The following is a 25,849-nucleotide window of genomic DNA, read 5'->3' on the forward strand; positions in this document are numbered from 1 at the left end:
AAACTTCATTATACCACTTTTTGATTCGAAAAAAAAGCATTAGGATGGCCTCAATAGATATTTACTTATTTATCGCCTCAAAAATCCAATTATTTCAAATTGTTTTATCTTCTATTGCAATCAGATTACATTTTCGTATTTCGCTGGAAATATAGATAAATACTTTGCTTTTCTATTTATTTTACGTTACAATGAAACAGTATGAGAAAAAGGATTAAACCGCTTGCACTCTTGCTATTCTTTGCTTGCTTTATTCTATATATTGTCATAAGCAAACACCATCTTGATGTGCAAATTAAACAAGCCCAAACAAAAAAAACTCAAGTCAGTCAGGTGACAACCAAGAAAAAAAAGGAGGAAACTCCTTCAGACGAACCTGAGGAAGAATTGCTTAATAAGCCTATCGTTGACCTTTCCGGTTGGCAATTGCCTAGCGAAATAGACTATGATACCTTATCAACAAATATTTCTGGTGCTATCATTCGCGTGCATAGTGGAGCTCAAGCAAAAAAAGAAAATGTTGCCACTCATTTAAATGGACTTGACAAATCATTTGCTACCCATATTCAAGAGTTTCAAAAACGAGGGATTCCTGTGGCTGTGTATGCTTATATAGCAGCAGGCAATATCAAAGAAATGGAAAAAGAAGCTGAAAGCTTCTACAAGGCCTCTTCGAAATATAAACCTACCTTCTACTGGCTTGATGTTGAAGAAAAGACTATGGGCGACATGAACGCAGGAATCGAAGCTTTTCGTGCCAAGCTTGAAAGTCTTGGAGCTCAAAATATTGGCATCTACATTGGAACCTACTTTATGGAAGAGCATAGTATCTCGACTGAAAAATTTACTGCCGTTTGGATTCCAACTTATGGCTATAATGACGGCTACTATAACGCTGCTCCAAATACTGAACAGCCCTATGACCTACATCAATACACCTCAGAAGGTAAATTGGAAGGTTTCCCACATAACTTAGACCTCAATCAGCTCTCTCCTGTACAGGATAAAAAAGAGACTTACAAGAAATTATTTTCAACACCAAAATAAAAAAGATGCAAGATAATTGTTAGGAAATCTTGTATCTTTTTTTCTCTGTACAAGATATTTTTCTTGCTTTTTTCAGAAAAGTATGTAGCTTTATGGTACAATAGTCTAATGAAAAAGACTTGTAGGGAGATATTATGATTTCATGGATTGCTAGGATGTTAAAAGGAATGATTATCGCGCTTGGCTTCATCCTACCTGGTGTGTCTGGCGGTGTATTAGCTGCTATTTTGGGGATTTATGAGCGAATGATTCGCTTTTTAGCTCATATCAAAGATAATTTTGTCGAGAATGTTCTCTACTTCACTCCTGTGGCTATTGGGATGGTTTTAGGGATCGCAGCCTTCTCCTATCCAGTCAATCTCTTGCTGGATAATTACAAGGTTATCGTTCTCTGGGGCTTTGCTGGAGCCATCATCGGCACCATTCCCAGCCTGATCAAAGAATCCGTCAAGGAATCCGACAGAGATCGAGCTGATACTGTTACCTTCTGGCTTAGTTTCATCTTATCAGGGATCTTTCTTTACTCGCTGAATGGAATGGTGGGAACACTGCCAGCTAACTTCCTGTCCTTTGTTTTAGCGGGTGCTCTTATCGCCTTAGGAATCTTGATTCCGGGACTCAGTCCTTCAAATCTGCTATTGATTTTAGGGCTCTATACTCCCATGCTGACAGGATTTAAACGCCTAGATTTATTTGGCACCTTCCTGCCAATAGGTATCGGTGGCGCTCTGGCTCTGATTCTCTTTTCAAAAGCCATGGATTACATTTTGAAACATTATCATTCCCGCGTTTACCATTTTATCATTGGTATTGTACTGTCCAGCACCTTGCTCATTGTCCTCCCTCAAAGTGGCAACAGTGAGAGCATTAGTTATGCAGGAGTATCCATTTTCACCCTTGTTCTTGCTGCCTTTTTCTTTGGACTAGGCATCTGGCTAGGAATTTGGATGTCCCAATTAGAAGAGAAATATAAATAATGGCAAAAAAGACAAAACTCAAAAAAACACTGGTTGAGCAAATTTTAAACAAGGCAAAAATCGAACACCAAGGCTTGCAGATTAATGCTTTAGATGATAGCCTGACAGAGGAATTTGACCGCTCGCAAATTTATAAAACACTGGCTTTAAACGGGGATAAAACAGGAACAGTCATTGGCATTCTCCCCATCACCGAACATCTGTCAGAAAAGAAATTAGCAAAAATTTCAGGCAATAAAAAAGTCAGCATGATTCCGCAAAAAGATTTAGAAAAAACGACTGGTTACATCCATGGCGCTAATAATCCTGTCGGCATTCGCCAAAAGCACTCCTTCCCCATTTTCATTGACCAAACGGCCCTGAGTCGCGAAAGTATTATTGTTTCTGCTGGTGAGGTCGGCCGTAGCATCCAGATCAAGGCTCAGGATTTGGCTGACTTTGTTCAAGCACAGTTCGCAGACTTGAAAGAGGACTAGGCTATTCGCTTCAAAAGGAAAAAGGAATTTGATATGAAATTGTATTTTATCCGACATGGAAAAACCGAATGGAATCTAGAAATGCGTTTCCAAGGGGCAAGCGGAGATTCTCCACTTCTTGAAACATCCATTGACGAGCTCAAGCGCTTGGGCAAGCATTTGTCAAACGTTCAATTCGATAAAATCTACTCTAGCGATTTGCCTCGCGCTTACCATTCTGCAGAAATTATCCAAAGTGAAAATCAGTATCAAACCGACATTGTTTCGACTCCTGAACTAAGAGAGTGGGCTCTTGGAAAACTAGAAGGAGCCAAAATTGCTACTGTAGAAGCCACTTATCCTCAGCAGATGTGGGCTTTTCGCCACGATCTATCCCAGTTTGATCACCAACTATTTGACGCAGAATCCGTCGCTCAAACCACCAATCGGACAATTGCCTTCGTGAAGTCTCTCAAAGGGAAAGATTTTCAAAATGTCTTGATTGTCGGACATGGGGCGAATCTAACTGCCAGCATTCGTCGCCTGCTCGGTTATGAAACATCTTTGCTCCGTAAAGACGGAGGTCTGGCTAACGCTAGCGTCACCATTTTGGAAACAGACGACTTTGACTCTTTCAAGTTACTTGCTTGGAACAACTTAGATTACATGCGAACAAATGAAACTGCGAATCTTTAAACATCGCAGTTTTTCTATTTTTATCGATAATTATTGCTGAATTTCCTTTTATTTTGTGATAAAATAGAAGGGAAAGCCTTAGGAGGAAGAAAATGACTACTGAACATATTGAAGAACTAAATGACCAGCAGATTATTCGCCGTGAAAAAATGGCCGCGCTGGCTGAGCAAGGAATTGATCCTTTCGGAAAACGTTTTGAACGTACTGCAAATTCTGCTCAACTTAAAGAAAAATACAACGACAAATCCAAAGAAGAATTACATGAATTGAACGAAAAAGCAACTATTGCTGGTCGTTTGATGACTAAACGTGGAAAAGGGAAAGTCGGCTTCGCCCACATCCAAGATCGTGAAGGCCAAATCCAGATTTACGTTCGTAAGGACGAGGTCGGTGAAGAAAACTATGAGATTTTCAAAAAAGCTGACTTGGGTGACTTCTTGGGAATTGAAGGCGATGTGATGCGCACAGATATGGGAGAACTCTCTATCAAAGCAACGCATATTACTCACCTTTCAAAAGCTTTGCGTCCCCTTCCAGAGAAATTCCACGGTTTGACTGACGTAGAAACTATCTACCGTAAACGTTATTTGGACTTGATTTCCAACCGCGAAAGCTTTGAACGCTTTGTCACTCGCTCAAAAATCATCTCAGAAATCCGCCGTTACTTGGATGGACAAGGCTTCCTTGAAGTTGAAACACCTGTTCTCCACAACGAAGCAGGTGGTGCGGCTGCTCGTCCATTTATCACTCACCACAATGCCCAAAACATTGACATGGTGCTTCGTATCGCGACTGAGCTTCACTTGAAACGCCTTATCGTTGGTGGTATGGAACGCGTCTATGAAATTGGCCGTATCTTCCGTAACGAAGGGATGGACGCCACTCACAACCCTGAGTTCACTTCTATCGAAGTTTACCAAGCCTATGCGGACTTCCAAGATATCATGGACTTGACAGAAGGCATCATCCAACATGCTGCCAAGGCAGTTAATGGTGATGGTCCAGTCAACTACCAAGGCACTGAGATCAAGATCAACGAGCCATTCAAACGTGTTCACATGGTGGATGCCATCAAGGAAATCACTGGCATAGACTTCTGGCAGGATATGACCTTCGAAGAAGCTGCTGCCTTAGCTAAAGAAAAGAAAGTACCAGTTGAAAAACATTATACTGAAGTTGGACACATCATCAATGCTTTCTTTGAAGAATTTGTCGAAGAAACCTTGATTCAGCCAACCTTTGTTTACGGTCATCCTGTAGCAGTATCACCTCTGGCTAAGAAAAACCCAGAAGATCCACGCTTCACGGACCGCTTCGAGCTCTTCATCATGACCAAAGAATATGCCAACGCCTTCACTGAGTTGAACGATCCAATCGATCAATTATCTCGTTTTGAAGCACAGGCAAAAGCTAAAGAACTGGGTGATGACGAAGCAACTGGCATCGACTATGATTACGTTGAAGCCTTGGAATACGGTATGCCACCAACTGGAGGCCTAGGAATCGGTATCGACCGTCTCGTAATGTTGCTTACAGATGTGACTACGATTCGCGATGTATTGCTTTTCCCAACAATGAAGTAATCTCAAACTTACAAAATTTTAAAAAACAAATCCCGCTGGAATTCCAGTGGGATTTTTCACATGACAAAAAGTCTGGTTTCCCAGACTTTTGCCAATATTATTCATATCTCAGCGCTTCAATCGGATCTAGTTTAGAGGCTTTATTAGCCGGCAAGATACCAAAGACAATACCAACCATGGCTGAGAAGACAAGGCTTCCAACTGCTGCAGTGACAGAGACAACTGGTGGGCCTCCAAATACGTTTTCAGGCACGACTGCAGCTAGCAGAGCATTGATCCCGTAGGCAAGGCTAAGACCAAGCAGGCCACCGATAAGAGTCAATACCATAGATTCAATCAAGAACTGCGTGAGAATATTTCCACGCGTTGCTCCAAGAGCTTTTCGCAAACCAATTTCCCGAGTCCGCTCTGTAACGGATACCAACATAATATTCATCACACCGATACCACCAACAAAGAGGGAAATTCCTGCAATAGCTCCGATAACACCGGTCATAGTTCCTGTAATTTGATTGTACTGCTCCAGCAAAGTATCCATATTTAGGATTTGATATTCTCCTTGACGAGCTCCTGAAAGAGCTGTCAATTCTTTGGCCGCTTCTACACCAACTTCGTTGATACGATCCACTTCTGGCACATAGATATAGACAGTTGCAATTTCATCTGTATGAAATTCAGATGCCACCTGTGTATTAGCCATCAGGGCGCTACCTGAGCTCATACTCATGCTCTGACCAGCATTGGGATCCTTATAGATACCAACAACCCGATAGTTGCTGTCACCAACTGAAACTATTTTATTCAGGGCTTCCGCACTACTTCCAAACAGGCTGGTTGCCACTGTTTCATCAATCATCATCACGTTAGAAAAACTTTGATAGTCACTAGGCAAGAGAGTCCGTCCAGCTAAAATCTCATATTTTCTAATTTTAAAGAACGTGGCATTCACACCTGTAATGTTGACCTTATCAGACTTCTTGTTCTTATAAGAAAAGTCAGCTGTTGAACCATTGGTCACATAATAGCCCTTGACTCCGTCAATTTTGAGTAGTTCCTTGACCCAAGATTCTTGGACAACAGGTGGTTCCTCTAATATCTCACTATCTGCATCTTGCCCACCATTGACCTCCATCAAATTAACTCCCATCGTATAATTATTTTTAGTGGGAGAATAAAGCAAGCTTACATACTTCTGTTCTTTTGTGATGCTCTTGGTAACTCCCTGTTGCATTCCATTTCCCAGTGCCAAGATGACGACAACAGACGCAACCCCGATGATAATTCCAATCATGGTCAGAAAAGCCCGCATCTTATGCCCAAGAATGGAACTAATGGCAAATTTAAAATTTTGCATTAATCACGTTCCTCCTTCTCAGCGCTATCTGAAGAGATGACTCCATCACGAATGACAATCTGACGCTTAGCATAGGCAGCAATTTCAGGTTCGTGAGTAACCATGATAATCGTTTTTCCTTCAGCGTTCAACTCCGTCAAGAGTTCCATAATTTGCTCGCCAGTTTTGGTATCAAGGGCTCCTGTAGGCTCGTCGGCAAGAATAATCGAAGGATTGTTTACCAAGGCACGCGCAATCGCAACACGTTGCTTCTGTCCCCCAGACAACTCTGATGGCAAGTGAGTCATACGAGTGCCCAAATCTACTTTTTCTAAATACTGCTTAGCTAGATTTTTTCGACTTCCTTGTGACACCCCCGCATAAATCAACGGGAGTTCTACATTTTGAAGGGCATTTAATTTAGATAAGAGGAAAAATTGCTGAAAAACGAAGCCGATTTGATTATTTCGAACCTTGGCTAACTTCTTATCACCTAAGTTTGCAACATCTTCGTTTTCTAAAAAATACTCGCCAGTAGACGGACGATCCAACATTCCGATAATATTCATCAGGGTGGACTTCCCGGAACCAGACGGCCCCATGATAGCCACAAACTCGCCCTCTTCAACTGTCAAATTGATATTTTTTAAGACTTTAAGTTCTTGATCACCATTCCGATAGGTTTTGTTAATATTTCGTAGATCAATGAGTTTTTTCATCCGCTTTCACCTCTTGACCATCTTTCAAGCTATCTGTTGGATTGGTGATAACTTTACTGTCTTTTGTCAAACCAGATGAGATTTCTTGATTTTCAGCATCAGCATTTCCTAAGGTTACTTCCACTTTCTTTGCTTTACCTTTTTCGACAGTCCAAACGTAGTTCTTGTCTCCGTCTGAGATGATACTGCTTGCTGGTACAAGAATCCCTTTTGTATTGTTTTTCACTTCAACGCTGACAGAGAAACCTTGCTTCAAATCACCAATTTCACTTGTAATATCGACTGTAAATGGATATTTTGCAGAGGAAGCTGCGCCACCTGTATTAGTTGATGAAGCTTGCTGTCCATCCTTAGGATAGTTAGAAATATAGCTAATTTTACCTGTCCATTTTTTATCTGGATACACTTTTGAGGTAATGGTTACTTCTTGTCCAACTGACAAATTAGCCAGATTGTACTCAGAGAGTTCTCCCTTGATTTGAAGACTACCGTTGCTGACAATATGCACCAAGGTTTGGTTGGTTCCTGTTGTTGATTTGGATACATCGCGGTTTACTTCTACTACTGTTCCCTCAACAGTGCTTGTAACAGTCGCTGCATTCAACAAAGCTTGCGCTTTGTTCATATTGTCTACAGCGTCTGAACGTGCATCACGCAAATCAGCCAGTTGAGAATCGACGGTACGTTGAGCAGAAGCAAGGGACTTACTATCCGTCTCTTCATCACCAGTTTTTTCTACTGTCGCCCCATTTGTCTGTAAGTCATTAATCTGACGGTCAGCCTTATTGACAGCACGAACTGCTGCATCATAGTTTGCTTGAGCTTCTGTGCTCTTATATTGAACAAGTGCTTGTCCTACAGCTACTTGGTCACCAACATTGACTAGGACCGACTCCAAGTCGCCCTTGGTAGCATCATAATAAACATATTGCTCTGAGTTAGCAGTTACGGTCCCCGTCAACAGGACAGATGAGGCTATGCTACCTTCTTTTGCCTGTTGCACAATTGGGGCAACTTCCTTAGGTTCTGTTGTAGAACTAAGATTGCTCAGGACTATTGCAGAAATTGCTCCTACTACAACTACAACAGCAACTCCGATAATACTAAATAGCTGCCATTTTTTCAGCTTTTTCATCTTTTTTCCTCCTCTTGATGAAAACCATTTTTCTTTTATACTACATTATATCATAAGCCTAACATATTGTGATAGGAAAAGGGACAAAATCCCTAAAAGACCATTTTTCCTATAAAAACGCTGCAGGATCTCTAAATCATAGCAGATTTTTGCATTCATTTTCTAAAAAAGGTACAATTACTTCATATTGATTAAAGGAGCTTCTATCTAACTATGAAAGAATTCGATATTATTGCAATTGGCGGGGGTAGCGGGGGTATTGCTACCATGAATCGCGCTGGTGAGCATGGCGCTAAAGCAGCTGTCATTGAAGAAAAGAAATTAGGGGGAACCTGTGTCAATGTCGGTTGTGTCCCTAAAAAAATCATGTGGTATGGTGCTCAGATTGCCGAGGCCATCCGACACTATGGACCAGACTATGGCTTTACTTCAGAAAATCAGCACTTTGACTTTGCTACTTTACGAAAGAATCGGGAAGCCTACATTGACCGCGCTCGCTCATCCTATGATGGCAGCTTCAAACGCAACGGCGTTGAACTGATTGAAGGTCGTGCTCATTTCGTTGATAAACATACAGTCGAAGTCAATGGAGAATTGATTCGCGCCAAGCACATCGTAATTGCAACAGGTGCACATGCAGCCATTCCTCAGATTCCTGGTGCCGAATACGGTGAGACTTCTGACGATGTTTTTGCTTGGGAAGAGCTACCCAAGTCTGTTGCCGTCGTCGGAGCAGGCTATATCGCTGTGGAGCTTGCTGGTGTCCTCCATACTCTAGGTGTCAAGACGGATCTCTTTGTCCGTCGCGACCGTCCTCTCCGCAATTTCGATAGCTATCTGATTGATGGATTGGTGGCTGAGATGGAAAAATCTGGTCCTAGTCTTCATGCTCACAAGATACCCGAACGAGTGGAGAAATTAGCCGATGGCCAACTACAACTCTACTTCCAAGACGGTAGTAGCCATATTGCTGAGCGGATTATTTGGGCTATTGGCCGCAAGCCAAATGTCCAAGGGCTCAATCTTGATGCTGCGGGAGTTACCCTAAATGACCGAGGCTTTATCGCTGTGGACGAATACCAAAATACTGTCGTACCTGGCATCTATGCCTTGGGCGATGTGACGGGCGAAAAAGAACTGACACCAGTAGCAATCAAGGCTGGACGCACCCTGTCTGAGCGCCTCTTTAACGGCAAGACAGATGCCAAGATGGATTACTCCACTATTCCGACTGTCGTCTTCTCCCACCCCGCCATTGGCACAGTAGGGCTGACGGAGGAAGAAGCTATTCGAGATTATGGTGCTGAGCAAGTTCATGTCTACACCTCTAGCTTTACCTCTATGTACTCAGCTGTCACCCAGCACCGCCAGCAGGCTCGCTTCAAGCTTATCACTGCTGGTCAGGATGAAAAGGTTGTCGGCCTCCACGGCATTGGCTATGGCGTAGATGAGATGATCCAAGGCTTCGCTGTTGCTATTAAGATGGGAGCTACCAAAGCTGATTTCGACTCCACCGTTGCCATCCACCCAACTGGCTCCGAAGAATTTGTCACCATGCGCTAAAAGTTTCCTCTTTGGCCTTTCTAAAGCTCATTATTATCATAAAATAAAGAAGAGAAGGCAACCATAACTTATCCTTTCATTTTTGATTTTTATCTTACATTTTTGTAAGAAAGAAGTCTTAGGCCATTTAGATAGAGCTAAACACACTATTCTGGCTTTATTCTTTGACTTCTTTCTTTATTTTAAAGCACAAAATTCAATTATCATTCAAGAAATTCTAAATTATTTCTAAAATTGAGGAAGATTTATTTAATGGATCTTCCTCTTTTTTATTTAGTTGGCTCACTTCTTCTGGACAAGCTTATAAATTGTAATTTTTGAAGATAGTCTTATTTTCTTGAAATATTTATAACTTCCCAACCATCTTTTACCCTTTCTGCTATTCAAGAAACCGTATTTTTGATATGATAGTAAGAAATACTAAGAGAAAGGGGATTGGAAATGAGCAAAACGAAAAAATTACTAGCAGCTCTAGGAATCATTTTCTTTAATATTTTTGGCTTAATCGCCTTTATCTTCCTCCTCATTCGGAGCCGCAAAAAGCGGAAATAAACAAACAACTGTCTAGTCTGATATGAAAAGACTTGACTTTTTTTTATTTTGATTTAAAATAGTTACCATAATTTTAAAAAGAGGTTTACTATTATGAACAAGAACAAAGCTTTTCTTCTTGCCCTCCCAGCTATTGGCGCTGCATTCTTAGCTGTACTATCCCAGCTTAGTTTCTCTATTGGCACCATTCCCATTACGCTACAGACCTTTGCCGTGGGTTTAATTGCAACCATTTTTAAAACCCGCGAAGCTGTCTTGTCTGTTCTGCTTTATCTACTGCTCGGAGCTATTGGCCTGCCAGTCTTTGCCGGAGGAAGCGGTGGATTTCAGGCTCTCTTTGGTCCAAGCGCAGGCTATCTTTGGGCATATCTGCTCTTTGCGCTGATTACTTCCAGTCTGACAAGCCAGGATAGCAAGTTTTACACGATCCTTTTGGCTAATCTGCTCGGAGATACACTGGTCTTCGTCGGTGGAGTTATCGGACTTCATTTTCTAGCTAATATGGAATTTTCTAAAGCCATTGCTGTTGGTGTCACACCATTCATTCTTCCAGATCTTTTAAAACTTGTAGCCATCACGCTCATCAGCATTCCTATATTTAGAAGCCTAGCTTTTCATCCCTATTTTTTAGAGAAATAGAAAAACGGATAGAGTTTTCTCTATCCGTTTTTAAATGCATCCAAAAGAACTTGAAATTCTTCATTGGAAAGGGTGATGCCCTTGCCCATCTTGCTGTGGTCAGGACTCCAAGTTCGGATATCGTACTTGGCAGGCGCACCGTTAAAACTTACGCGGTTGAGCTCCTTGGTCCAGCCTTTTTCATTTTCCGATAAAACGAGCAATTTCTCCTCGATTTCAAATTTAAAATCTGCCATACTTTACCTCTTTTCTACTTTCTATCTCATTATTCGTAAAAGATTTTACTTTTTTACTTATTTTATTATATAATATATTGTAACAAGTTATGGAGATTTTATCTATGAAAAAATATCTCGAAATGATTTTACAAAAGACGAATGAGTTCATTAACTATAAAAAGACAGATAAGGAAGAGGACGACAAGAGTCATATCCTACATACAATTGACTTGGCTCTGCGGAAAAATTCTGGTGTCCATGTTATTTTTCTGGATAAAAATTTTACTGGAGATATTGTCAAATATGACCGTGACCGCCAACAGTTGATTGTCAAAAATTTCAAAAAAAGCATGACGACCATCATCCGTGTGCCTGATATCCATCGCATCAGTCTAGTCCCCAATAACATCCGTGAAGCCCAGAGAAAAGATATTCGACCCGAAAGCCGCAAATTCAAAAAATAACTCTTCAAATCAAAAACGATTTGAAGAGTTTTATTTTTAAAGCCAATGGCTGAATTTTTAGAATAAGGACTTCCGCTATCTATTCGTATCCACCTTGTAGGCAAGGCCTACTTGATGAGCTCATTACTCCAGCTTTCGCGCCTGATTAAGCCCGAACAGTCACACTAGTGCCATCTTCTTTATACAAATTGATTAAACCTTCCTTGCGGGCACGAACCATATCACCAGGTTGAACTGGCTGTGGAACGGTAATCGTCAGCAATTCCATTGGATTCGGTGCACGGTCAATCTTATTTCCCTTGTCATCATGGAGGTCAGTAATGTAGGTTTCAAAATGGCGGAAACCAGGTCCGTAGAATTCTACCTGATCGCCTTCATGGATAACATTCCTCTGGCGAATAGTCGCAGTTTGTGTCACTTCATCATAAGCAACTACTTCTGCTACAAATTTGTATTCTGGAATCTTACGGCGGGCTCCGAAAAGCTGCTCATTCTCAGTTGGCGTATGATAGTAGAAACCAGTTGCCAGCTCACGTTGGGCTACTTTCCACATTTCATCTACCAAATCTTGCTTAATAGATTCAAACTTTTCTGGGCTTTCCAAATAGGCGTCCACAGCTGCTTTGTAGCAATTGGTCACCGTAGAAACGTAGTGAATAGACTTCATCCGACCTTCGATTTTCAAGCTATCGACACCATTTTCAATCATATCAGGAATCCGGTCAATCATGGACATATCAACAGCTGACATAGAAAATTCTTCTGGAATTTCCCCCTTCAAACTCTTGCGTTCTTGTCCGAAAGGCATGTCATACAAATCATATTTCCAACGACAAGATTGCGAGCAACCGCCACGGTTGGCGTCGCGCATACTCATGTGATTGGAAAGGGTACAACGGCCAGAGTAAGAAATACACATCGCTCCATGAACGAAAGCTTCGATTTCTACATCGGTACGCTTGCGAATCTCAGCTAGCTCAGCCATGGAAACCTCACGTGCCAAAACAACCCGTGTCAAACCAAGATTTTTCCAAAACTCAAGCGTTTCATAGTTGGTTGCACTAGCCTGCGTTGACAAGTGAATCTCCAAACCAGGTGCTTCAGAAGCTGCAATCGCAATCAAGGCTGGGTCAGAAACAATAACAGCCGCGATCCCAATGTCTCGCAAACGACGGAACCATTCTCCAGCACCTGCTTCGTTTCCTTCGTGCATGACCATATTGGCCGCTACATAGACCTTGGCACCATGCTCAGCCGCAAATTGGACACCTTCTTCCATTTGCTCAAAAGTGAAGTTCCCCGCACGGCTGCGCAAACCATAGGCTTGACCACCAATAAAAACAGCATCTGCTCCATAGCGAACAGCTACTTTCAACTTTTCTAACGTACCAGCTGGCGAAAGTACCTCTGGACGTTTTAATTTTTTTATCATCTTTTCTCCTATTTGCAATATAAAAGTATTGATGTTTAACCCTATCTATTTTATAGCAATTTACCGCTAAAAGCAAGATGGAGCCTAGTTTTTTGACAATTCTAATCTTCTATCTCTATCTTCTTGATAAACATTTCAGAATATAGTGTGATTAGTTGAGGCAAGCAAAAAGCCAGAAGTCTTAAACTTCTAGCTTTTCTTTCAAAATTTATTCTTCCTCCTTCTTTTTATTAAATTGTTTGTATCCGAAGAATCCAGCAACTAGCACAACCAATACGCCGATGACAATCCAAGTAGTTTGACTTGAGCTATCTTTCTTCGTATCGCTAGCTTTATCCGCTGATTTTCCTTTTTCTGCATCAGCTAAGAGGTTTGCCTTATTATAGCCTGTATAGACAAGATCTGCATCTTTACCTTTTTCCTTCTTAATCTTTTCTTCCATCTCTGCTTCGACTGCTTTGATTTCCTTAAAGATTTTTTCTGATCGTTCCAAGGCTTCCTTCGTCACTTCTGGTCCAGCGGCTTTGGCTTGTTCATCTGTGTAATTTGCATATTTGGCATCGCGTTCAGTTTGTTCTTTATCCCATTCAGCTTCTTTTTCTTTCCATTTTTCTTGGATGCTGTTACCAAAGATTTCTGGATATTTCATAACCATTTGGTCAATATGCCAAACAGTCCAATACCAAGATTTTCCGTCATATTTAGTAGAGCGGTTCTTGAAAGCTTCGTAAGTATCTTCTACATTACCATAGAATGGCACATATGGTGTGTTGCGACTTTGTGCCAGACCCAGCCACATAACACCGCCAAAGGCATTTGGTAGGTTTGGTTTGATTTGATAAACGTGGGCGTCAATTACGTTTTCGTTACCTAGCGCATATTTGTAGACATTGCCATCGATCTTCTTACCGACTTCAACTAAGTCATCTGCTTTATATTCTGGCAAGTGTTCAAAACGATTTCTTTGTTCAGCGATCACATCATGAACTGTGTATTTCTTATTTGGATCAGTTGGTTCGCGCAAGAGATCAAAAGCTTCATCGTCATAATTTACTTTTGCTTGTGGATCCATCCACTTGATACCTGCGTAGGTCCGAGAACGGTTACGTTCCATATATTTATCAGGTCCATAAGATTTAGCAATCATAAAGTTGCCATCTTTGTCAGTCTTATAGTTGTCTGCTTTTTTAGCTACTTCTTCCACATCTTTAGAAGCAATGACATTTTCCTTATCGTTCAAGTCAACGTGACCAAGATAGTAAGTGTTCGCAAAGACAGCATACTTATTCGTTGGGAATTTGATGGCTACGTATTGGTGACCAGACAGGATTTCCATGTACCATAGCTCATTTTTATCCGCTGCAACGATGATATTTCCTTCTGCTGACCCTTTTTCATCAAGAACTTTCGCAACTGTCTCAATAACCTCACGTGCTGTTTTTGCACGAGGCAAAGCAAGGTCAACTAATGATGCTTCTGGAAGACCATCTTTTACAAGTGGGTCTTCTTTTAACACTTTGTCATTTGGTGTTGCTGAAACGGTCGCTGTCATAGCTACACCAAGTTCATTAAAGCCATGCGCAGCGAAGTTTCCGTTACTTCCGTTGTCACGATCAGAGTCGTAGACAGCTGTGTATTTCATTTCATTCGCCAAATGCGGATAGGTAAAGCCATTTGACTCGTCTTCTATCTTATCGCCATCTTTATAGGTCTTAGCTGGCACAACTACATAGTTTTGATTGTGCCGACCACCGTCAGGGGCGTAGGGATAGTCCTCTGTCCGACCAAATAGAGTAGAGCCATCTGCTGTCAGGTCTTTACCGACAATAAACGCAGAACACGCTTGTGCCACATGAACAGGCAAAAGAGCAACTAACATTGCAAGGAACATTAGTCTGAGCAGTATTTTCTTCATAGTCTATCTCCTTTTGACTATCTGCGGGGCTGGAATCAACTCCCAGTCTAAACAACATAAACCGTAATACCTTAACATTCCTATTTTAGTATACTCTCTTTCTAAATTTTTTGCAAGCGTTTACACAAAATTGTGTATATTTTTTATCTAATCTATATTTCCTCTACTTTTTTCTCAAATCAGAGCAGATAAACAAAAAATAGCCCCATCTTATTTAGAGGAAAGGCTATTATTTTTTATCTTATCGGAAAACATCCTGCTATAAAATATTTATAAGCAATTCACTAGAGATTTTGGCAGAGCCGACTTGAGCTTCAAAGAATTTATCTCACTTTTTTAGCCAGCATAGTCGCAAAGCGGAGCTGAATCCGATTCCCGTTTTCATCACGGCGGTGGAGGTGGCCAGGATTTTCATTGTACTTAACTAGCTCCCAGTCCTTGTAATACTCAGCCAGCTCGCCTTCCTTAAAAGTAAATGGGAAGGGAACAGAGCAAGGGAAATCCTCTGTATCCATAGCACAGATGATGAGATTGTAGCCACCAAGCGCTGTATGCTCTTGCATATTGCGGATAATATCTGGAATCCGCTCCGCCTGCAAGAACATCAGAACAACGGTAGAAACGATCAAGTCATAAGTCTGAGTCAGACTAGCTGAGTTGATATCGTAAGTCCCCACTGGCAGATCCAAATCTTCCTGCTCGACAATGCTACGTAAAATCTCCAGTGCCAGCTCATTCTGATCTACGGCCGTTACTTCAAAACCCTGCTTAGCTAGAAAGAGAGCATTGCGGCCTTGACCACAGCCTAGATCTAAGGCCCGTCCTGGGCCAACCGTCTGCATAGCTTCCAAAACCTCTGAGTGCACTGGATTGCTGCCGTATTTCTTAGGGAAATAATCCTCAGGCCGACAGTAAAACTCCAAATACCACTCTAGGTCATCTGTCAAGGCTTCGACCCGATGCCAAGCTTGGGGCTGGGCAAAAGGATTGTCCTGACCAGCTTCAAAGATGTGCTCAGCCAGCTCCTCACCTTCCTCTGACATCTCAACAAACTTAAGGCGTCCCTTGAGAACAGTGATTTTGCCCCAAGTTCCCTCTTTGGTATTGTGCTTGTTCTTGACCAATTCGGGCATGGTCTCAGCTGTCCACACTGGCAAGCGTTTATAAGCTAGCAATTTTTCTGTCATAAAAAATCCTTTCTCTGAAAGCCAAATTTCAAAATTTTAACTGTCTTTATCATACTCGAAAAGAGCAGACTTGACAAGTATCAAATTGAACGACCTTCCTTGCAAAAAGAAAGAACTGGTCAATCAGCCAGTTCTTTCTCACATAGGAAGTTCACTTCCTTTTACTTTTCAGCATCTATCTCTTTACGACTCATCAGTATACCCTTTCTTGTAAAATTGATTTATTCTGTTTTTGTTTCATTAATTCCTTATCCTTACTCTCATCATAAAACTGGTTGAATTCCTCTTTAGAGTTAAAAGGATGTTCCAATCCGTCTTTACTGATACTTGCTGGAATTACACCTTCATATAAGTCTGTATTAGAAGGAACTAACAGACTATAAAACTCTAGATAGTCTTTAACGCTCTTATCAAGTATATAAAGTTGAGAGTTCGTTTTTTCCAATAATGCCGCTGCCTTTGGGTCTGTTTGCGCCATCAAGATATTTCGAATCCAACTTGTATCCACAGCTTCGCCTAAAGGATATGTAATAGGAAATTTAAAATTCCCCAACTTTTCATCAAACTGTTGCCTATTTAGTTTAAAATTAAATGTCGGGCTTTGGGATTGTGCCATCTTGTTATCTTCCCATTCAATTTTTCGCGTATCAAGATTGTACCAAAGAGTTTGAAACTTATCATATTCCCCATGCTCAGAGGCAAGAATAGACAAATAATTATTTCCATCAATGACAGTTAATGTTTCATCTATTCCTCTAGGTAAATATCGAGAATTATAGTCTGAAACTAATTTATATAAATCTTCTTTATAACCTTCTAGCTGTTGATTCTTAACATGGTAAATGGATAAAGTATAATAGTTACCTTCATTTTTTTTATCAATAATATTCGGCATTGAAGGAAGTTCGATATTTTCTCGAACAATATAGTTGGGATTATGCGCACCACGTGTCACATGCGTTGGATTCTCTGAGGTTGCCGGTAGAGTAGCATATTTGCGAACTAAAGCATCTTCCTCTGGATTTTCTGATTTCCAATGAACCACTACCCCTGTACCATTTTCAAGAAAAGAATAATCATCAATAGTAAAAGTTCCTGTATAATAATTTAAGGATTCATAAGTTTCTCTTTCTTCCTTAGCTTTTTGAAGCTGATCTTGTTTTAAATGACACTGCCAAGCAAATATGGCAAGTCCCAAGACCGCTACAGCAAGAAGAAGTCCTCCAAGAAATATGAAAAATTTTTTATTGAGTTTCATTTGCTTACCACCAGTTTTTAATTCATCTAGCCATCATTTTGATAGTTCTCGGAGTCATTCCACTTTTTTCATCAATCATTCACCAAAAGTGGTCATTCTCAAACCTCATCCTTTCTATTATACCATAAAACCAAAGTCAGAGTTAAAACCTAAAAAAGACCGGTCGCCCAGTCTTTCATCTTGTATTAAAATTCTTCATCTGTCTTGCGATGTCGCGGTTTTGCTCACGGCGTTTGATGGACTCGCGCTTGTCATAGTCGTGCTTCCCTTTGGCTAGGCCCAGAAGCAGCTTGGCATAGCCGTCCTTGAGATAGACCTTGAGCGGCACCAGCGTCATCCCTGTTCCCTTGGTCTCCTGCTCCAGCTTTTGGATCTGCTTCTTATGCAGCAGCAGCTTTCTGCGACGCTCAGGCTCTTGGTTCCAGATATTGCCCTCTTCATAAGGCGCGATATGGACATTGCTGAGCCAGGCCTCACCGTTCTTAATCTGGGCAAAGCCGTCTTTGAGATTGATGCGGGCGGCACGGACACTCTTGATTTCTGTCCCGGTCAGCACCATGCCAGTCTCTATGGTGTCTACGATGGTGTAGTCGTGTCTGGCCTTTTTATTTTGCGCGACGACCTTTCCTTCTCCCTTTGCCATGCTTGGCTCCTTTCTTGACTAGTTCCTTGTAAAATGCCTTCTGGCTCTTGCCTTTCTTGGACTTCTTATCTTTCTTATCTCTGTAGCCTTTTTCTTTGGAAGAATGGCTGCGCTTGTCATCCTCACGGCGTCTCTTTCTGCCTGACTTGCCTCTGCCACTCTTGCTAGTCTTTTCGACCAGGTCAAATTCACTAGGCAGGTATTCAAAGTCAATCTCGCCCGTAGCCTTATCCGCTCGGACCAGCTTGATGCGAATCTGCTGACCAACCTTAAAGACTACGCCAGACTTTTCTCCTTGCAGGGTCATCGTCCGCTCATTGTAGCTGTAAAACTCTGGCAGGTTAGTAACATGAATCAAGCCTTCGACCGTATTGGGCAGTTCGACGAAGAGTCCAAACTTGACCACGCTTGAAACCACGCCGTCAAACTCTTCCCCAACGAATTCTTCCATGTACTCAGCCTTCTTCATGGCTTCAACTTCACGCTCGGCCTCAATAGCCCGACGCTCTCGGCTAGAAGACTGACTGGCTATCTCTGGAATCACTTGCTCAAAATGCTCTGCTATTGCCTTAGACTTGCCATAATCCCGCACCATCCGGTGAACCAAAAGGTCTGGATAGCGGCGAATCGGACTGGTGAAATGCGTATAAAACTCCGCTGCCAGACCATAGTGGCCGTGATTATGCTCAGAGTAGCGAGCCTGCTGCATGGAGCGCAGAAGCATCATGGACAAGACGTCCTCATAAGGCTGGTCTTTGACCGCCTCCATAATATCCTGCAGGGCCTGCTGACTCATAGAGCTAGCCGTTCCGTAAATCCGAATCCCAAAGCTAGAGGCGTAGTCGATAAACTTCTGTACCTTCTCCGCTTTGGGCTCCTCGTGGATTCGGTAGATGAAGGGCAGATTTAGCTTAGCAAAATGCTCAGCAACCGTCTCATTCGCCACTAGCATAAAGGACTCAATCATGCGCTCAGCAATCCCCCGCTGACGCAGGACAATATCCACTGGCCGGCCTTCCTTGTTGACGATGATTTTGGCTTCGTTGGTATCAAAATTAAGCGCACCACGTTTAAATCGCATGCTTTCCAGAATCTCATGCAGCTGGACCATGCTGTCAATGCTAGGTACAATGGCCTTGAACTGCGCAGCCTTTTCCTGATCTCCTGCGATGATGTCGTTGACATCACTATAGGTCATGCGAAAGGTCGTTTTAATGACAGACTGGGTGATGGTATGCTTGACCACGCGCCCCTTGGCATCAATCTCCATGATAGCCGACTGGGTCAGACGGTCTACATTGGGATTGAGAGAGCAGATTCCGTTGGACAGGCGCTCTGGCAGCATAGGCACCACGCGGTCTGTCACATAGACTGAAGTCGCCCGATTGAGGGCTTCCTTGTCCAGCTCAGAGCCTTCTTTGACATAGTAGGATACATCTGCGATGTGGACGCCCAGCTCAAAATTACCATTTTTCAAGCGCTTGATATGGACCGCATCGTCCAAGTCCTTGGCATCCGCTCCATCAATGGTAAAGGTAATCTCTTCACGCAGGTCCAAACGGCCTTCCAAATCATTCTCTGAAGGTGCATCCGGAACTCGCTCGGCTTCTTCCAAGACCTTTTCTGGAAATTCGGAGACAATATCCATGGACTCCAGCACTTCCAGTACATCTATACCTGGATCGTTTACATGACCGACCACATCGACCAGACTGGCCACAAAGAAATCGTGTTTCTTGGTAGGATATTTGTCAATAGCGACCTTGAGCACCTCTGTACCATCCAGAACCATGGCTGGCTTTTTGACATAAATAGGCTGGCTGATTTTCTGATTTTTCGAGCGGATATAGCCGGCATACTTGGGCTTTTCCTCATCTAACACCAGCTGGCCAACCGCTGACGTCAGGCTGTGCTCCAAAATATCAATAATCTTAGCTTCAGCTGACGTTCCCTTGATACGATCTGCCACCTTGGTAATGACTACTTCCACCGTATCGTCATCAATGGCATGATTGACATCATTACGGCTGACAAAAAGATCATCCTCTTCTTCATTCAGGGTGACAAAGCCAAAGCCATTTTTGTGGGCATGAAAAACACCCTTGAGCGTCAGACGCTCTTGCTTTTTCTTCTCATAAAGCTCAATCCGCCCCTCATCATCAAAGCGAAGCTGATGCTTTCTTTCCATTTGGGAGATAGTCTTGACCAAGGCACTAAAGTCCTTGGAAGACTCTTTCCCCAGAGCAGCCGCCAGCTCATTCACGCTAGCCTGCTGCTTTTCTTTTAAATATTCTATAATTTCTTCTTTCATACTTTCTTTCTATACTATGAGGGGCTCTTGATATTCCCCTCTTTTTAAACTTTAAAAAAAGGCCAAGACAAAGTCAGAGCCCATTTTATTTACTAGATAATACTGCCAATATCAAGGCAATCAGCAACCAGACAAAGATCAAAAATCCTGTCAGACGCTGCATCACAGCTTCAAATCCCCGTGCTTTTGACCGCTCAAAAAGGTCGTTGGCACTCGAATCAAACACGTTACTAGATTGGTTTTTAGTTGGTTGCATGAAAATAGCAATGACAATAAAACCTGATAAAATGACTAAAATCGTTAATAATAGGCTATACATAAATAAAACTCCTTAAAATCCTTTCTATTTTACCATAAAATCTACTTAGATTCAAGATGTAAGGTTACTTTTCTTTCCTTGGGGCAGTACTTCAATACCTCAATCTTATCAGGATGAGTCTTACTATTCTTACTGGTCAGATAATTCTGACTGCCGCAACTGGAGCATTTCAAATGAATTTTAACGCGCACTAGATTTCCTTCTTTTTCAATAAATTTCCAAAACAAAAAAGGTTGATAAGGAGACTCAGTCCCACTAAGCCTGCTGTAGCATAAAAGACTGAATGATAGCCTGCTGTCGCTGCAATAGCCGAACCTGACATGGGGCCGATGACGCCACCCAGATAAAAGAAAATCTGGTTGTAGCTAAAGATTCGAGAAATCCCAAACTTAGGCGTGATTTTGCTCAATAGGGCATTGACCCCTGGCACCAAAGCTCCAGTCCCTAAACCAAACAAGAAACGGTAAAAACCGAGTTGGAGCGAAGAGCCTGCATGAGCACAGAGCAGGTAAATGATAATAGAATAAAACTGAGCTAAAACGAGCAAACGATGATTGCCCATCCGATCCCCCATCCGACCTAAAATACTTGAGCTCAGCATACTAGACAGCCCCATACTCGAAACAATCAGGCCAGATACAAAAATTAAATTGTCCGTTTGGCCTAACTCCCGAATATAAAGGGAAAGAATCGGACCAATAGACTGGGCTGCAAACTGGATAACAAAGCTAGTCAGAAAAAGAGTTAGCAATAGCTTGGGATATCTAATCTGACGAATCAGTTCTCCAAATCCAATCTCCTCTTCCTTGGTGACCGGCCTAAAATCTTCTCGGATGAAAGCAGCCGTCATCAGGGTCGCAATCAAAAAGAAAAAGCCAATCAGTAGAAAGACATTGCGGATGCCAAAGACTTCAGCAATCACTCCACCAATCAAGGGTCCCATGAGATTGCCCGCAACGACACCTGTTGCCAAAGTTCCCAGCGCATAGCCCGTCTTTTCCTTAGGAACCTGACTGGCAATCAAGGCGGTGCTGTTGGGCACATAGCCCGCAAAAACGCCGTTGAGAAAGCGCAGAACCAAGAGCCAAAAAATATTAGGCACAAAGGCAATGCCACCCATGGTAAAGACCATAGCCGTAGCAGCCCGAATCATCATAGGTTTACGGCCATAACGGTCAGCCAAACTGCCCCAGACAGGGGATAAAAAGGCTGCCGAAACAGCCGAAAGAGCAATGCCAAGACCAGCATAATACTCCACCTCATGACCACGCGCTCCTAGCTGCTCCACAAAAAGGGGCATGAAAGGAGTGACCAGAGAAATACTGGCACCTGTCAGGAAATTCCCAAACCAGGCGATTTTCAGATTATGTTTCCAATTTACTTGTATCGTGATAGAATCATCTTCTTTCTAATTTCTGCAAAGCATCGCGAAGCTGCTGTCTTGTTTCCTCAAGCGAGCCATTATTATCAATCAGCACGTCCGCCCTCTTTCGTTTTTCTTGGAGAGATAGCTGAGCTGCTATGCGTTTTTCTGCCTCTTCCTGATTCAGAGCATTTCGATTCATAAGGCGACTGAGCTGAGTTTCCTCCGTCACATCTACCAGCCAGATTTGGTCAAACCAGTTATCATATTCTAACTCAAATAGCAAGGGAAGATCCATAAAAAAGACAGCTTCCGTCTCTGCCAACAAGTCCCGTCTGCGAGCCAGTTCCTCTCGAATAATCTCGTTCTGAAGCTGGCTGGACTGCGCCAAGAGGTCTGGATTCCCAAAAATCATGGCTCCCAGCTTGGCCCGGTCCAAGCGGCCATCTTCCCGTAAGATAGCTGGACCAAAAGCGGATAAAAGAGCTTGATACAGTCGTCCTCCCGGCTCTTGCAGCTCATGCACCACTTGATCCGCATCAATGACTTGATAGCCCTGCTGCTTCAAAAAATCTGTCACAGTTGACTTACCCGAGGCAATGCCGCCAGTGATACCGATAATTCTTACCACAACAGCTACCTCGCTTTCTGGCAATGAGGACAGAGATGAGTACCGCGTCCGCCCAGCTTAATTTTTTCAATCGGGCTGCCGCATCTAGCACAGGGTTGACCAGTCTTTCCATAGACCTGCAGAAAATCCTGCATAGTGCCATCCTCACCCAAAGCATTTCGGTAGGTCCGAATGGTCGAGCCTCTCTTTTCAATCCCAAGCTGCAAAACTTCTATAATCTGCTCACGCAACCGCTTTACTTCAGCAGGCTTTAGACTAGCTGCTGGCCTTGCCGGATGAATCCGCGCCCGCCAAAGGGCCTCATCTACATAGATATTGCCCAGACCAACGACTAAAGTCTGCTCTAGCAAATAGGGTTTGATGGGCTTCTTGGAACGACTCAAAGCTGCAGCAAAAGGCGGCAAAAGAAAGTCCGCCTCTGTCGGCTCAGGACCAAGCTTTCTGGCAGTGAAATAAGCCTCTAGCCGATCCTTTCTCAACAGCTCCATGGTTCCAAATTTGCGGACATCCTCATAAACAAGCGTCCCACCATCCGTCATCTCGAAAAAGACATGGGCATGCTTGCGCTCAGGCACCGCATCCGGATAAAAAAGATACTTGCCTTCCATTCGCAGATGGGAAACCAGCACCCCGCCTGTCAGGTAAAAGAGCAAATACTTGCCCCGACGGCCAATCTTTTCAATGGTTTGACCTGGCAAATCGTGGACAAAGGCATCCACTCCCGCGCCAATCATCTTGGCATAGCGGACCTGCACCTGCCTAATCGTCTTGCCAACAACCAGACGCTCCAAACCGCGCCGAACCGTTTCCACTTCAGGTAATTCAGGCATAAAGTTCCTTTCTTAGTATTCTCAATATCATAGCCCCATAGCAAAGCTGTCCGAAAAATACTCATCCAGCATCAGGCGGTGTTTATCCGATACATTTTCCAGCTCTGCTATTTCTTCTTTAGAAAAAAAGACTAAACGCAGTGTTTCCTCATTATGAAAATTGGAAATATCAATATTCTCCAATGCCTGCAGTTCATACAGAAAGACAACCGTCTGCACTTTGTCACCATTAGGATAAGATTCATCAAAATTCGTATAAACATTCAGCAAGCGCTTGGCTTCAACGGCAATGCCTGTCTCTTCGTAAAACTCACGCACGGCTGCTTGCAGAGAAGTCTCCCCGAGCTCCATAGCTCCTCCAGGAATCGCCCATGTTTTCTTATCGCCTCGTAACTGCAGAAGCACACGGCCGTCCTCGTCTGCTAGAATTCCACCAGCAAAATTCAGAATAACCTTATCATGCCCCACCTTGGAGCGAATATAGGAAATGTAGTCTTTGTTCATTCAATTTTCCTATCTACGATTCAATCAATAATCAGAAATGAACAATTCTTGCTCTTTTAATATTCCTTCTCATTATAGCCAAAGTCCGCCAAATCCAGCTTCTTGTCTCGCCAGTTTTTCTTGACCTTGACCCAGGTTTCGAGGAAGACCTTATCTCCCAGCATGAGCTCAATATCGCGGCGAGCCATAGAACCGATTTTCTTGAGCATGGAGCCACCTTTACCGATGATAATGCCTTTTTGGCTGTCTCGCTCGACCATGATCGTCGCTCGGATATGGACCTTGTCCGTCTCCTCGTCTCGCTTCATGCTATCAACAACTACCGCAACTGAGTGGGGAATTTCTTCACGAGTCAGGTGTAGAACCTTTTCGCGAATCATTTCTGAAACCAAGAAACGTTCTGGATGGTCGGTAATTTGGTCTTCTGGGAAATATTGAAAACCTTCCTCCAGATTTTCACTAAGGATATCAATCAGACGGGAAACATTGTTGCCCTGCAGAGCCGAAATCGGAACGATTTCTTTGAAGTCCATCTGCTGACGGAAATCATCAATTTGCGCCAAAAGCTGATCCGGATGGACTTTATCAATCTTATTGACCACCAAGATCACTGGCACCTTAGCCGCTTTCAGGCGTTCGATAATCATATCATCGCCCTTGCCACGCGGCTCATCTGCCGGTACCATGAAGAGAACCGTGTCCACCTCACGCAGGGTGCTATAGGCAGATTCAACCATAAAATCACCTAGAGCAGTCTTGGGCTTATGGATTCCCGGCGTGTCGATAAAGACAATCTGCTCCTTATCCGTCGTATAAATGCCCATAATCTTGTTGCGGGTCGTTTGAGCCTTGTCACTCATGATGGCAATTTTTTGCCCCATGACATGATTCAAAAAAGTTGATTTGCCGACATTTGGTCGGCCTAAAATGGCTACAAAGCCTGATTTAAAAGTCATTGTTCTATTCCTTCTCTAAAAAATAATATCCCACAGTTTTGGCAAAAAGATAATCAAACCTGTGATAACTGCAAAACCAGAAACCACCAAAACTGCACCAGCTGCCATATCCTTGGCATTCTTAGCCCGCATAGAAAAGTGATAATCACTAGCCAGATCCACAACATTTTCAACAGCTGAATTCATGATTTCAAAAGCGATCACCAAAAAAATACTTAGCAGCAATAAGAGCCACTCCGTCGCTGAAATCCGAAAAATCAGACCTGCAATAATGGCAGCTAAAGCTGAAAGAACATGGCTCCGCATATTCTTTTCTTCCTTAAAAGCGGTGAAAATCCCCGTCAGAGCGAACTCCAAACTCGATATGACATCTCGATTTTTCCACTTGCGCTTGTTATTTTTATTGTCTTGTAAGTCCATAAGCTGTCAAAATTTCTTCCTGTAAGCCAAACATTTCTGCTTCTTCTTCCGGCGTATAATGATCATAGCCGTTGATATGCAGAAAACCATGCACCGCCAAAAAGCCCATCTCCCGTTCAAAGCTGTGGCCATATTCTTCTGCCTGCTCCCGCGCCTTGTCCACCGAAATGAAGAGCTCGCCGATATAAGCATCAAAATCCTCCAGCATCTCAGCCAGCTCAGGATTGTCCGCCAAATCTTCCTCGTCAAAGGCAATATCTAGTTCTGGTTTGTATTCCAAACTGATGACATCCGTCGGCCGATCTGTGTCTCGGTATTCCAGGTTGAGCTCATGGCTGCGCTCATTGGTCACAAAGGTCACAGCCATTTCCTTATTTTCTTTGCCTGTTTTCTGAGCTGCAAACTCCAAGATTTCCTGAGTCTGCTTGATGATTTCTTGAGAAACCTGACCGGTTTCATCCACCATTTCGATATACATATTTTACCTGCCTTGCTAATATTACTTTTATTATACCATATTTGGGCGCCTATGAGGACGCAAGCATACATTTTAAACTAGGAGAAATCCTAATTTAAAACCAAAAAAGGCTGAGAAAATCTCAACCTCTTTATCTAGTGCTAATTGCCGGGATCGAACCGGCGACCTCATCCTTACCATGGATGCGCTCTGCCTACTGAGCTAAATCAGCATTACCTATC

27 protein-coding genes and 1 tRNA gene are annotated in these 25,849 nt (G+C 42.8%); 8 read left to right on the forward strand and 20 right to left on the reverse strand.

The annotated features are described in order from the left end of the window. Positions 1-201: 201 nt before the first annotated feature. The 5 genes from O3644_RS04355 (at position 202) to lysS (ending at position 4,758) form a co-directional block, all read left to right on the forward strand. Positions 202-1,047: a glycoside hydrolase family 25 protein gene (locus O3644_RS04355; RefSeq protein WP_125370646.1), complete on the forward strand. Its 846-nt coding sequence runs from the start codon at positions 202-204 to the stop codon at positions 1,045-1,047. A gap of 134 nt (positions 1,048-1,181) precedes the next feature. Beyond that, entirely contained in the window at positions 1,182-2,024 is an 843-nt protein-coding gene (locus tag O3644_RS04360; RefSeq protein ID WP_005590690.1) for a DUF368 domain-containing protein, read from the forward strand. Continuing rightward, positions 2,024-2,500 carry an aminoacyl-tRNA deacylase gene (locus O3644_RS04365; protein ID WP_005590691.1) on the forward strand — a complete coding sequence of 159 codons (477 nt, stop codon included), beginning with the start codon at positions 2,024-2,026 and terminating at the stop codon, positions 2,498-2,500. The genes O3644_RS04360 and O3644_RS04365 overlap by 1 nt, the downstream gene beginning before the upstream one ends. A gap of 33 nt (positions 2,501-2,533) precedes the next feature. Continuing rightward, positions 2,534-3,175, forward strand: a complete 642-nt coding sequence (locus O3644_RS04370; protein ID WP_048763616.1) for a histidine phosphatase family protein — start codon at positions 2,534-2,536, stop codon at positions 3,173-3,175. A gap of 92 nt (positions 3,176-3,267) precedes the next feature. Continuing rightward, the gene (lysS, locus tag O3644_RS04375; protein ID WP_371595146.1) at positions 3,268-4,758 is read left to right on the forward strand and encodes a lysine--tRNA ligase; all 1,491 of its coding nucleotides are present in this window, start codon (positions 3,268-3,270) and stop codon (positions 4,756-4,758) included. A gap of 97 nt (positions 4,759-4,855) precedes the next feature. Here lysS and O3644_RS04380 read toward each other — a convergent pair whose 3' ends face one another. From O3644_RS04380 to O3644_RS04390, 3 genes are read right to left on the reverse strand one after another with little or no spacing between them, the layout of a single operon-like run. After that, on the reverse strand, positions 4,856-6,112 hold the full coding sequence (locus tag O3644_RS04380) for an ABC transporter permease (protein ID WP_371595147.1): 1,257 nt from the start codon (positions 6,110-6,112) through the stop codon (positions 4,856-4,858). Next, positions 6,112-6,810 (reverse strand): ABC transporter ATP-binding protein, encoded by a 699-nt coding sequence (locus O3644_RS04385; protein WP_048763610.1) that lies wholly within the window; start codon positions 6,808-6,810, stop codon positions 6,112-6,114. The genes O3644_RS04380 and O3644_RS04385 overlap by 1 nt, the downstream gene beginning before the upstream one ends. Beyond that, positions 6,794-7,945: an efflux RND transporter periplasmic adaptor subunit gene (locus O3644_RS04390; RefSeq protein ID WP_371595148.1), complete on the reverse strand. Its 1,152-nt coding sequence runs from the start codon at positions 7,943-7,945 to the stop codon at positions 6,794-6,796. Before O3644_RS04390 ends, O3644_RS04385 begins: the two co-directional genes overlap by 17 nt. A 213-nt stretch (positions 7,946-8,158) precedes the next feature. On the opposite strand from O3644_RS04390, the gene gorA reads away from it, so the two are divergent. Further along, on the forward strand, positions 8,159-9,508 hold the full coding sequence (gene gorA, locus O3644_RS04395; RefSeq protein ID WP_371595149.1) for a glutathione-disulfide reductase: 1,350 nt from the start codon (positions 8,159-8,161) through the stop codon (positions 9,506-9,508). Between the two features lie 645 nt (positions 9,509-10,153). Next, complete coding sequence (locus tag O3644_RS04400) at positions 10,154-10,699, forward strand: biotin transporter BioY (RefSeq protein ID WP_371595150.1); 546 nt, start codon at positions 10,154-10,156, stop codon at positions 10,697-10,699. A gap of 20 nt (positions 10,700-10,719) precedes the next feature. Here the strand turns inward: O3644_RS04400 and O3644_RS04405 are convergent, their stop codons facing one another. Continuing rightward, entirely contained in the window at positions 10,720-10,935 is a 216-nt protein-coding gene (locus O3644_RS04405; RefSeq protein WP_005590703.1) for a YdbC family protein, read from the reverse strand. An 89-nt stretch (positions 10,936-11,024) separates the two neighbouring features. On the opposite strand from O3644_RS04405, the gene O3644_RS04410 reads away from it, so the two are divergent. Continuing rightward, positions 11,025-11,381: a hypothetical protein gene (locus O3644_RS04410; protein WP_288930206.1), complete on the forward strand. Its 357-nt coding sequence runs from the start codon at positions 11,025-11,027 to the stop codon at positions 11,379-11,381. Between the two features lie 145 nt (positions 11,382-11,526). Here the strand turns inward: O3644_RS04410 and O3644_RS04415 are convergent, their stop codons facing one another. The 16 genes from O3644_RS04415 to O3644_RS04490 form a co-directional block, all read right to left on the reverse strand. Then, positions 11,527-12,813 carry a U32 family peptidase gene (locus O3644_RS04415; RefSeq protein WP_371595151.1) on the reverse strand — a complete coding sequence of 429 codons (1,287 nt, stop codon included), beginning with the start codon at positions 12,811-12,813 and terminating at the stop codon, positions 11,527-11,529. 208 nt (positions 12,814-13,021) lie between these two features. Continuing rightward, positions 13,022-14,728 carry a C69 family dipeptidase gene (locus O3644_RS04420; protein ID WP_148877583.1) on the reverse strand — a complete coding sequence of 569 codons (1,707 nt, stop codon included), beginning with the start codon at positions 14,726-14,728 and terminating at the stop codon, positions 13,022-13,024. Positions 14,729-15,051: 323 nt separating this feature from the next. Continuing rightward, positions 15,052-15,915 carry an SAM-dependent methyltransferase TehB gene (tehB, locus tag O3644_RS04425; RefSeq protein ID WP_371595152.1) on the reverse strand — a complete coding sequence of 288 codons (864 nt, stop codon included), beginning with the start codon at positions 15,913-15,915 and terminating at the stop codon, positions 15,052-15,054. A gap of 193 nt (positions 15,916-16,108) precedes the next feature. Further along, a complete protein-coding gene (locus O3644_RS04430) occupies positions 16,109-17,173 on the reverse strand; it encodes a hypothetical protein (RefSeq protein WP_371595153.1) in 1,065 nt (354 codons plus the stop codon). A 175-nt stretch (positions 17,174-17,348) separates the two neighbouring features. Then, positions 17,349-17,816 carry an SsrA-binding protein SmpB gene (gene smpB, locus O3644_RS04435; protein WP_125405829.1) on the reverse strand — a complete coding sequence of 156 codons (468 nt, stop codon included), beginning with the start codon at positions 17,814-17,816 and terminating at the stop codon, positions 17,349-17,351. Then, complete coding sequence (gene rnr, locus O3644_RS04440; protein ID WP_371595154.1) at positions 17,779-20,127, reverse strand: ribonuclease R; 2,349 nt, start codon at positions 20,125-20,127, stop codon at positions 17,779-17,781. Before rnr ends, smpB begins: the two co-directional genes overlap by 38 nt. Before the next feature lie 85 nt (positions 20,128-20,212). Then, positions 20,213-20,446, reverse strand: coding sequence for a preprotein translocase subunit SecG (gene secG, locus O3644_RS04445; protein ID WP_005590722.1), 234 nt, complete (start codon positions 20,444-20,446; stop codon positions 20,213-20,215). Between the two features lie 41 nt (positions 20,447-20,487). Beyond that, a complete protein-coding gene (gene rpmG / locus O3644_RS04450) occupies positions 20,488-20,637 on the reverse strand; it encodes a 50S ribosomal protein L33 (RefSeq protein WP_005590723.1) in 150 nt (49 codons plus the stop codon). After that, the gene (locus O3644_RS04455; protein ID WP_371595174.1) at positions 20,637-21,833 is read right to left on the reverse strand and encodes a multidrug efflux MFS transporter; all 1,197 of its coding nucleotides are present in this window, start codon (positions 21,831-21,833) and stop codon (positions 20,637-20,639) included. The genes rpmG and O3644_RS04455 overlap by 1 nt, the downstream gene beginning before the upstream one ends. Before the next feature lie 10 nt (positions 21,834-21,843). Continuing rightward, positions 21,844-22,440, reverse strand: a complete 597-nt coding sequence (coaE, locus tag O3644_RS04460) for a dephospho-CoA kinase (RefSeq protein ID WP_288929223.1) — start codon at positions 22,438-22,440, stop codon at positions 21,844-21,846. Between the two features lie 5 nt (positions 22,441-22,445). Then, positions 22,446-23,270: a DNA-formamidopyrimidine glycosylase gene (mutM, locus tag O3644_RS04465; RefSeq protein ID WP_371595155.1), complete on the reverse strand. Its 825-nt coding sequence runs from the start codon at positions 23,268-23,270 to the stop codon at positions 22,446-22,448. 27 nt (positions 23,271-23,297) lie between these two features. Beyond that, positions 23,298-23,774, reverse strand: a complete 477-nt coding sequence (locus tag O3644_RS04470; RefSeq protein WP_148888397.1) for an NUDIX hydrolase — start codon at positions 23,772-23,774, stop codon at positions 23,298-23,300. Between the two features lie 56 nt (positions 23,775-23,830). Next, positions 23,831-24,730, reverse strand: coding sequence for a GTPase Era (gene era, locus O3644_RS04475; RefSeq protein ID WP_061909637.1), 900 nt, complete (start codon positions 24,728-24,730; stop codon positions 23,831-23,833). 15 nt (positions 24,731-24,745) lie between these two features. Next, positions 24,746-25,150, reverse strand: a complete 405-nt coding sequence (locus O3644_RS04480; RefSeq protein ID WP_371595156.1) for a diacylglycerol kinase family protein — start codon at positions 25,148-25,150, stop codon at positions 24,746-24,748. Further along, positions 25,131-25,628 (reverse strand): rRNA maturation RNase YbeY, encoded by a 498-nt coding sequence (gene ybeY / locus O3644_RS04485; protein WP_015605451.1) that lies wholly within the window; start codon positions 25,626-25,628, stop codon positions 25,131-25,133. The genes O3644_RS04480 and ybeY overlap by 20 nt, the downstream gene beginning before the upstream one ends. 138 nt (positions 25,629-25,766) lie before the next feature. After that, positions 25,767-25,839, reverse strand: a tRNA-Thr gene (locus O3644_RS04490). Between the last annotated feature and the right edge of the window lie 10 nt (positions 25,840-25,849).

The sequence above is a fragment of the Streptococcus sp. 27098_8_113 genome (genome assembly GCF_041432545.1).
Taxonomy (GTDB): domain Bacteria; phylum Bacillota; class Bacilli; order Lactobacillales; family Streptococcaceae; genus Streptococcus.

Excerpts from the sequence above, each read along its gene's own strand:
- O3644_RS04415 (WP_371595151.1), bottom strand. The coding sequence starts at position 12,813 with ATGATAAAAAAATTAAAACGTCCAGAGGTACTTTCGCCAGCTGGTACG.
- O3644_RS04365 (WP_005590691.1), top strand. The coding sequence starts at position 2,024 with ATGGCAAAAAAGACAAAACTCAAAAAAACACTGGTTGAGCAAATTTTA.
- gorA (WP_371595149.1), top strand. The coding sequence starts at position 8,159 with ATGAAAGAATTCGATATTATTGCAATTGGCGGGGGTAGCGGGGGTATT.
- tehB (WP_371595152.1), bottom strand. The coding sequence starts at position 15,915 with ATGACAGAAAAATTGCTAGCTTATAAACGCTTGCCAGTGTGGACAGCT.
- O3644_RS04390 (WP_371595148.1), bottom strand. The coding sequence starts at position 7,945 with ATGAAAAAGCTGAAAAAATGGCAGCTATTTAGTATTATCGGAGTTGCT.
- mutM (WP_371595155.1), bottom strand. The coding sequence starts at position 23,270 with ATGCCTGAATTACCTGAAGTGGAAACGGTTCGGCGCGGTTTGGAGCGT.
- O3644_RS04430 (WP_371595153.1), bottom strand. The coding sequence starts at position 17,173 with ATGAAACTCAATAAAAAATTTTTCATATTTCTTGGAGGACTTCTTCTT.
- O3644_RS04355 (WP_125370646.1), top strand. The coding sequence starts at position 202 with ATGAGAAAAAGGATTAAACCGCTTGCACTCTTGCTATTCTTTGCTTGC.
- O3644_RS04380 (WP_371595147.1), bottom strand. The coding sequence starts at position 6,112 with ATGCAAAATTTTAAATTTGCCATTAGTTCCATTCTTGGGCATAAGATG.
- ybeY (WP_015605451.1), bottom strand. The coding sequence starts at position 25,628 with ATGTATATCGAAATGGTGGATGAAACCGGTCAGGTTTCTCAAGAAATC.
- era (WP_061909637.1), bottom strand. The coding sequence starts at position 24,730 with ATGACTTTTAAATCAGGCTTTGTAGCCATTTTAGGCCGACCAAATGTC.
- O3644_RS04470 (WP_148888397.1), bottom strand. The coding sequence starts at position 23,774 with ATGAACAAAGACTACATTTCCTATATTCGCTCCAAGGTGGGGCATGAT.
- secG (WP_005590722.1), bottom strand. The coding sequence starts at position 20,446 with ATGTATAGCCTATTATTAACGATTTTAGTCATTTTATCAGGTTTTATT.
- O3644_RS04360 (WP_005590690.1), top strand. The coding sequence starts at position 1,182 with ATGATTTCATGGATTGCTAGGATGTTAAAAGGAATGATTATCGCGCTT.
- O3644_RS04480 (WP_371595156.1), bottom strand. The coding sequence starts at position 25,150 with ATGGACTTACAAGACAATAAAAATAACAAGCGCAAGTGGAAAAATCGA.
- O3644_RS04370 (WP_048763616.1), top strand. The coding sequence starts at position 2,534 with ATGAAATTGTATTTTATCCGACATGGAAAAACCGAATGGAATCTAGAA.
- O3644_RS04405 (WP_005590703.1), bottom strand. The coding sequence starts at position 10,935 with ATGGCAGATTTTAAATTTGAAATCGAGGAGAAATTGCTCGTTTTATCG.
- lysS (WP_371595146.1), top strand. The coding sequence starts at position 3,268 with ATGACTACTGAACATATTGAAGAACTAAATGACCAGCAGATTATTCGC.
- smpB (WP_125405829.1), bottom strand. The coding sequence starts at position 17,816 with ATGGCAAAGGGAGAAGGAAAGGTCGTCGCGCAAAATAAAAAGGCCAGA.
- O3644_RS04400 (WP_371595150.1), top strand. The coding sequence starts at position 10,154 with ATGAACAAGAACAAAGCTTTTCTTCTTGCCCTCCCAGCTATTGGCGCT.
- rnr (WP_371595154.1), bottom strand. The coding sequence starts at position 20,127 with ATGAAAGAAGAAATTATAGAATATTTAAAAGAAAAGCAGCAGGCTAGC.
- O3644_RS04385 (WP_048763610.1), bottom strand. The coding sequence starts at position 6,810 with ATGAAAAAACTCATTGATCTACGAAATATTAACAAAACCTATCGGAAT.
- O3644_RS04420 (WP_148877583.1), bottom strand. The coding sequence starts at position 14,728 with ATGAAGAAAATACTGCTCAGACTAATGTTCCTTGCAATGTTAGTTGCT.
- O3644_RS04410 (WP_288930206.1), top strand. The coding sequence starts at position 11,025 with ATGGAGATTTTATCTATGAAAAAATATCTCGAAATGATTTTACAAAAG.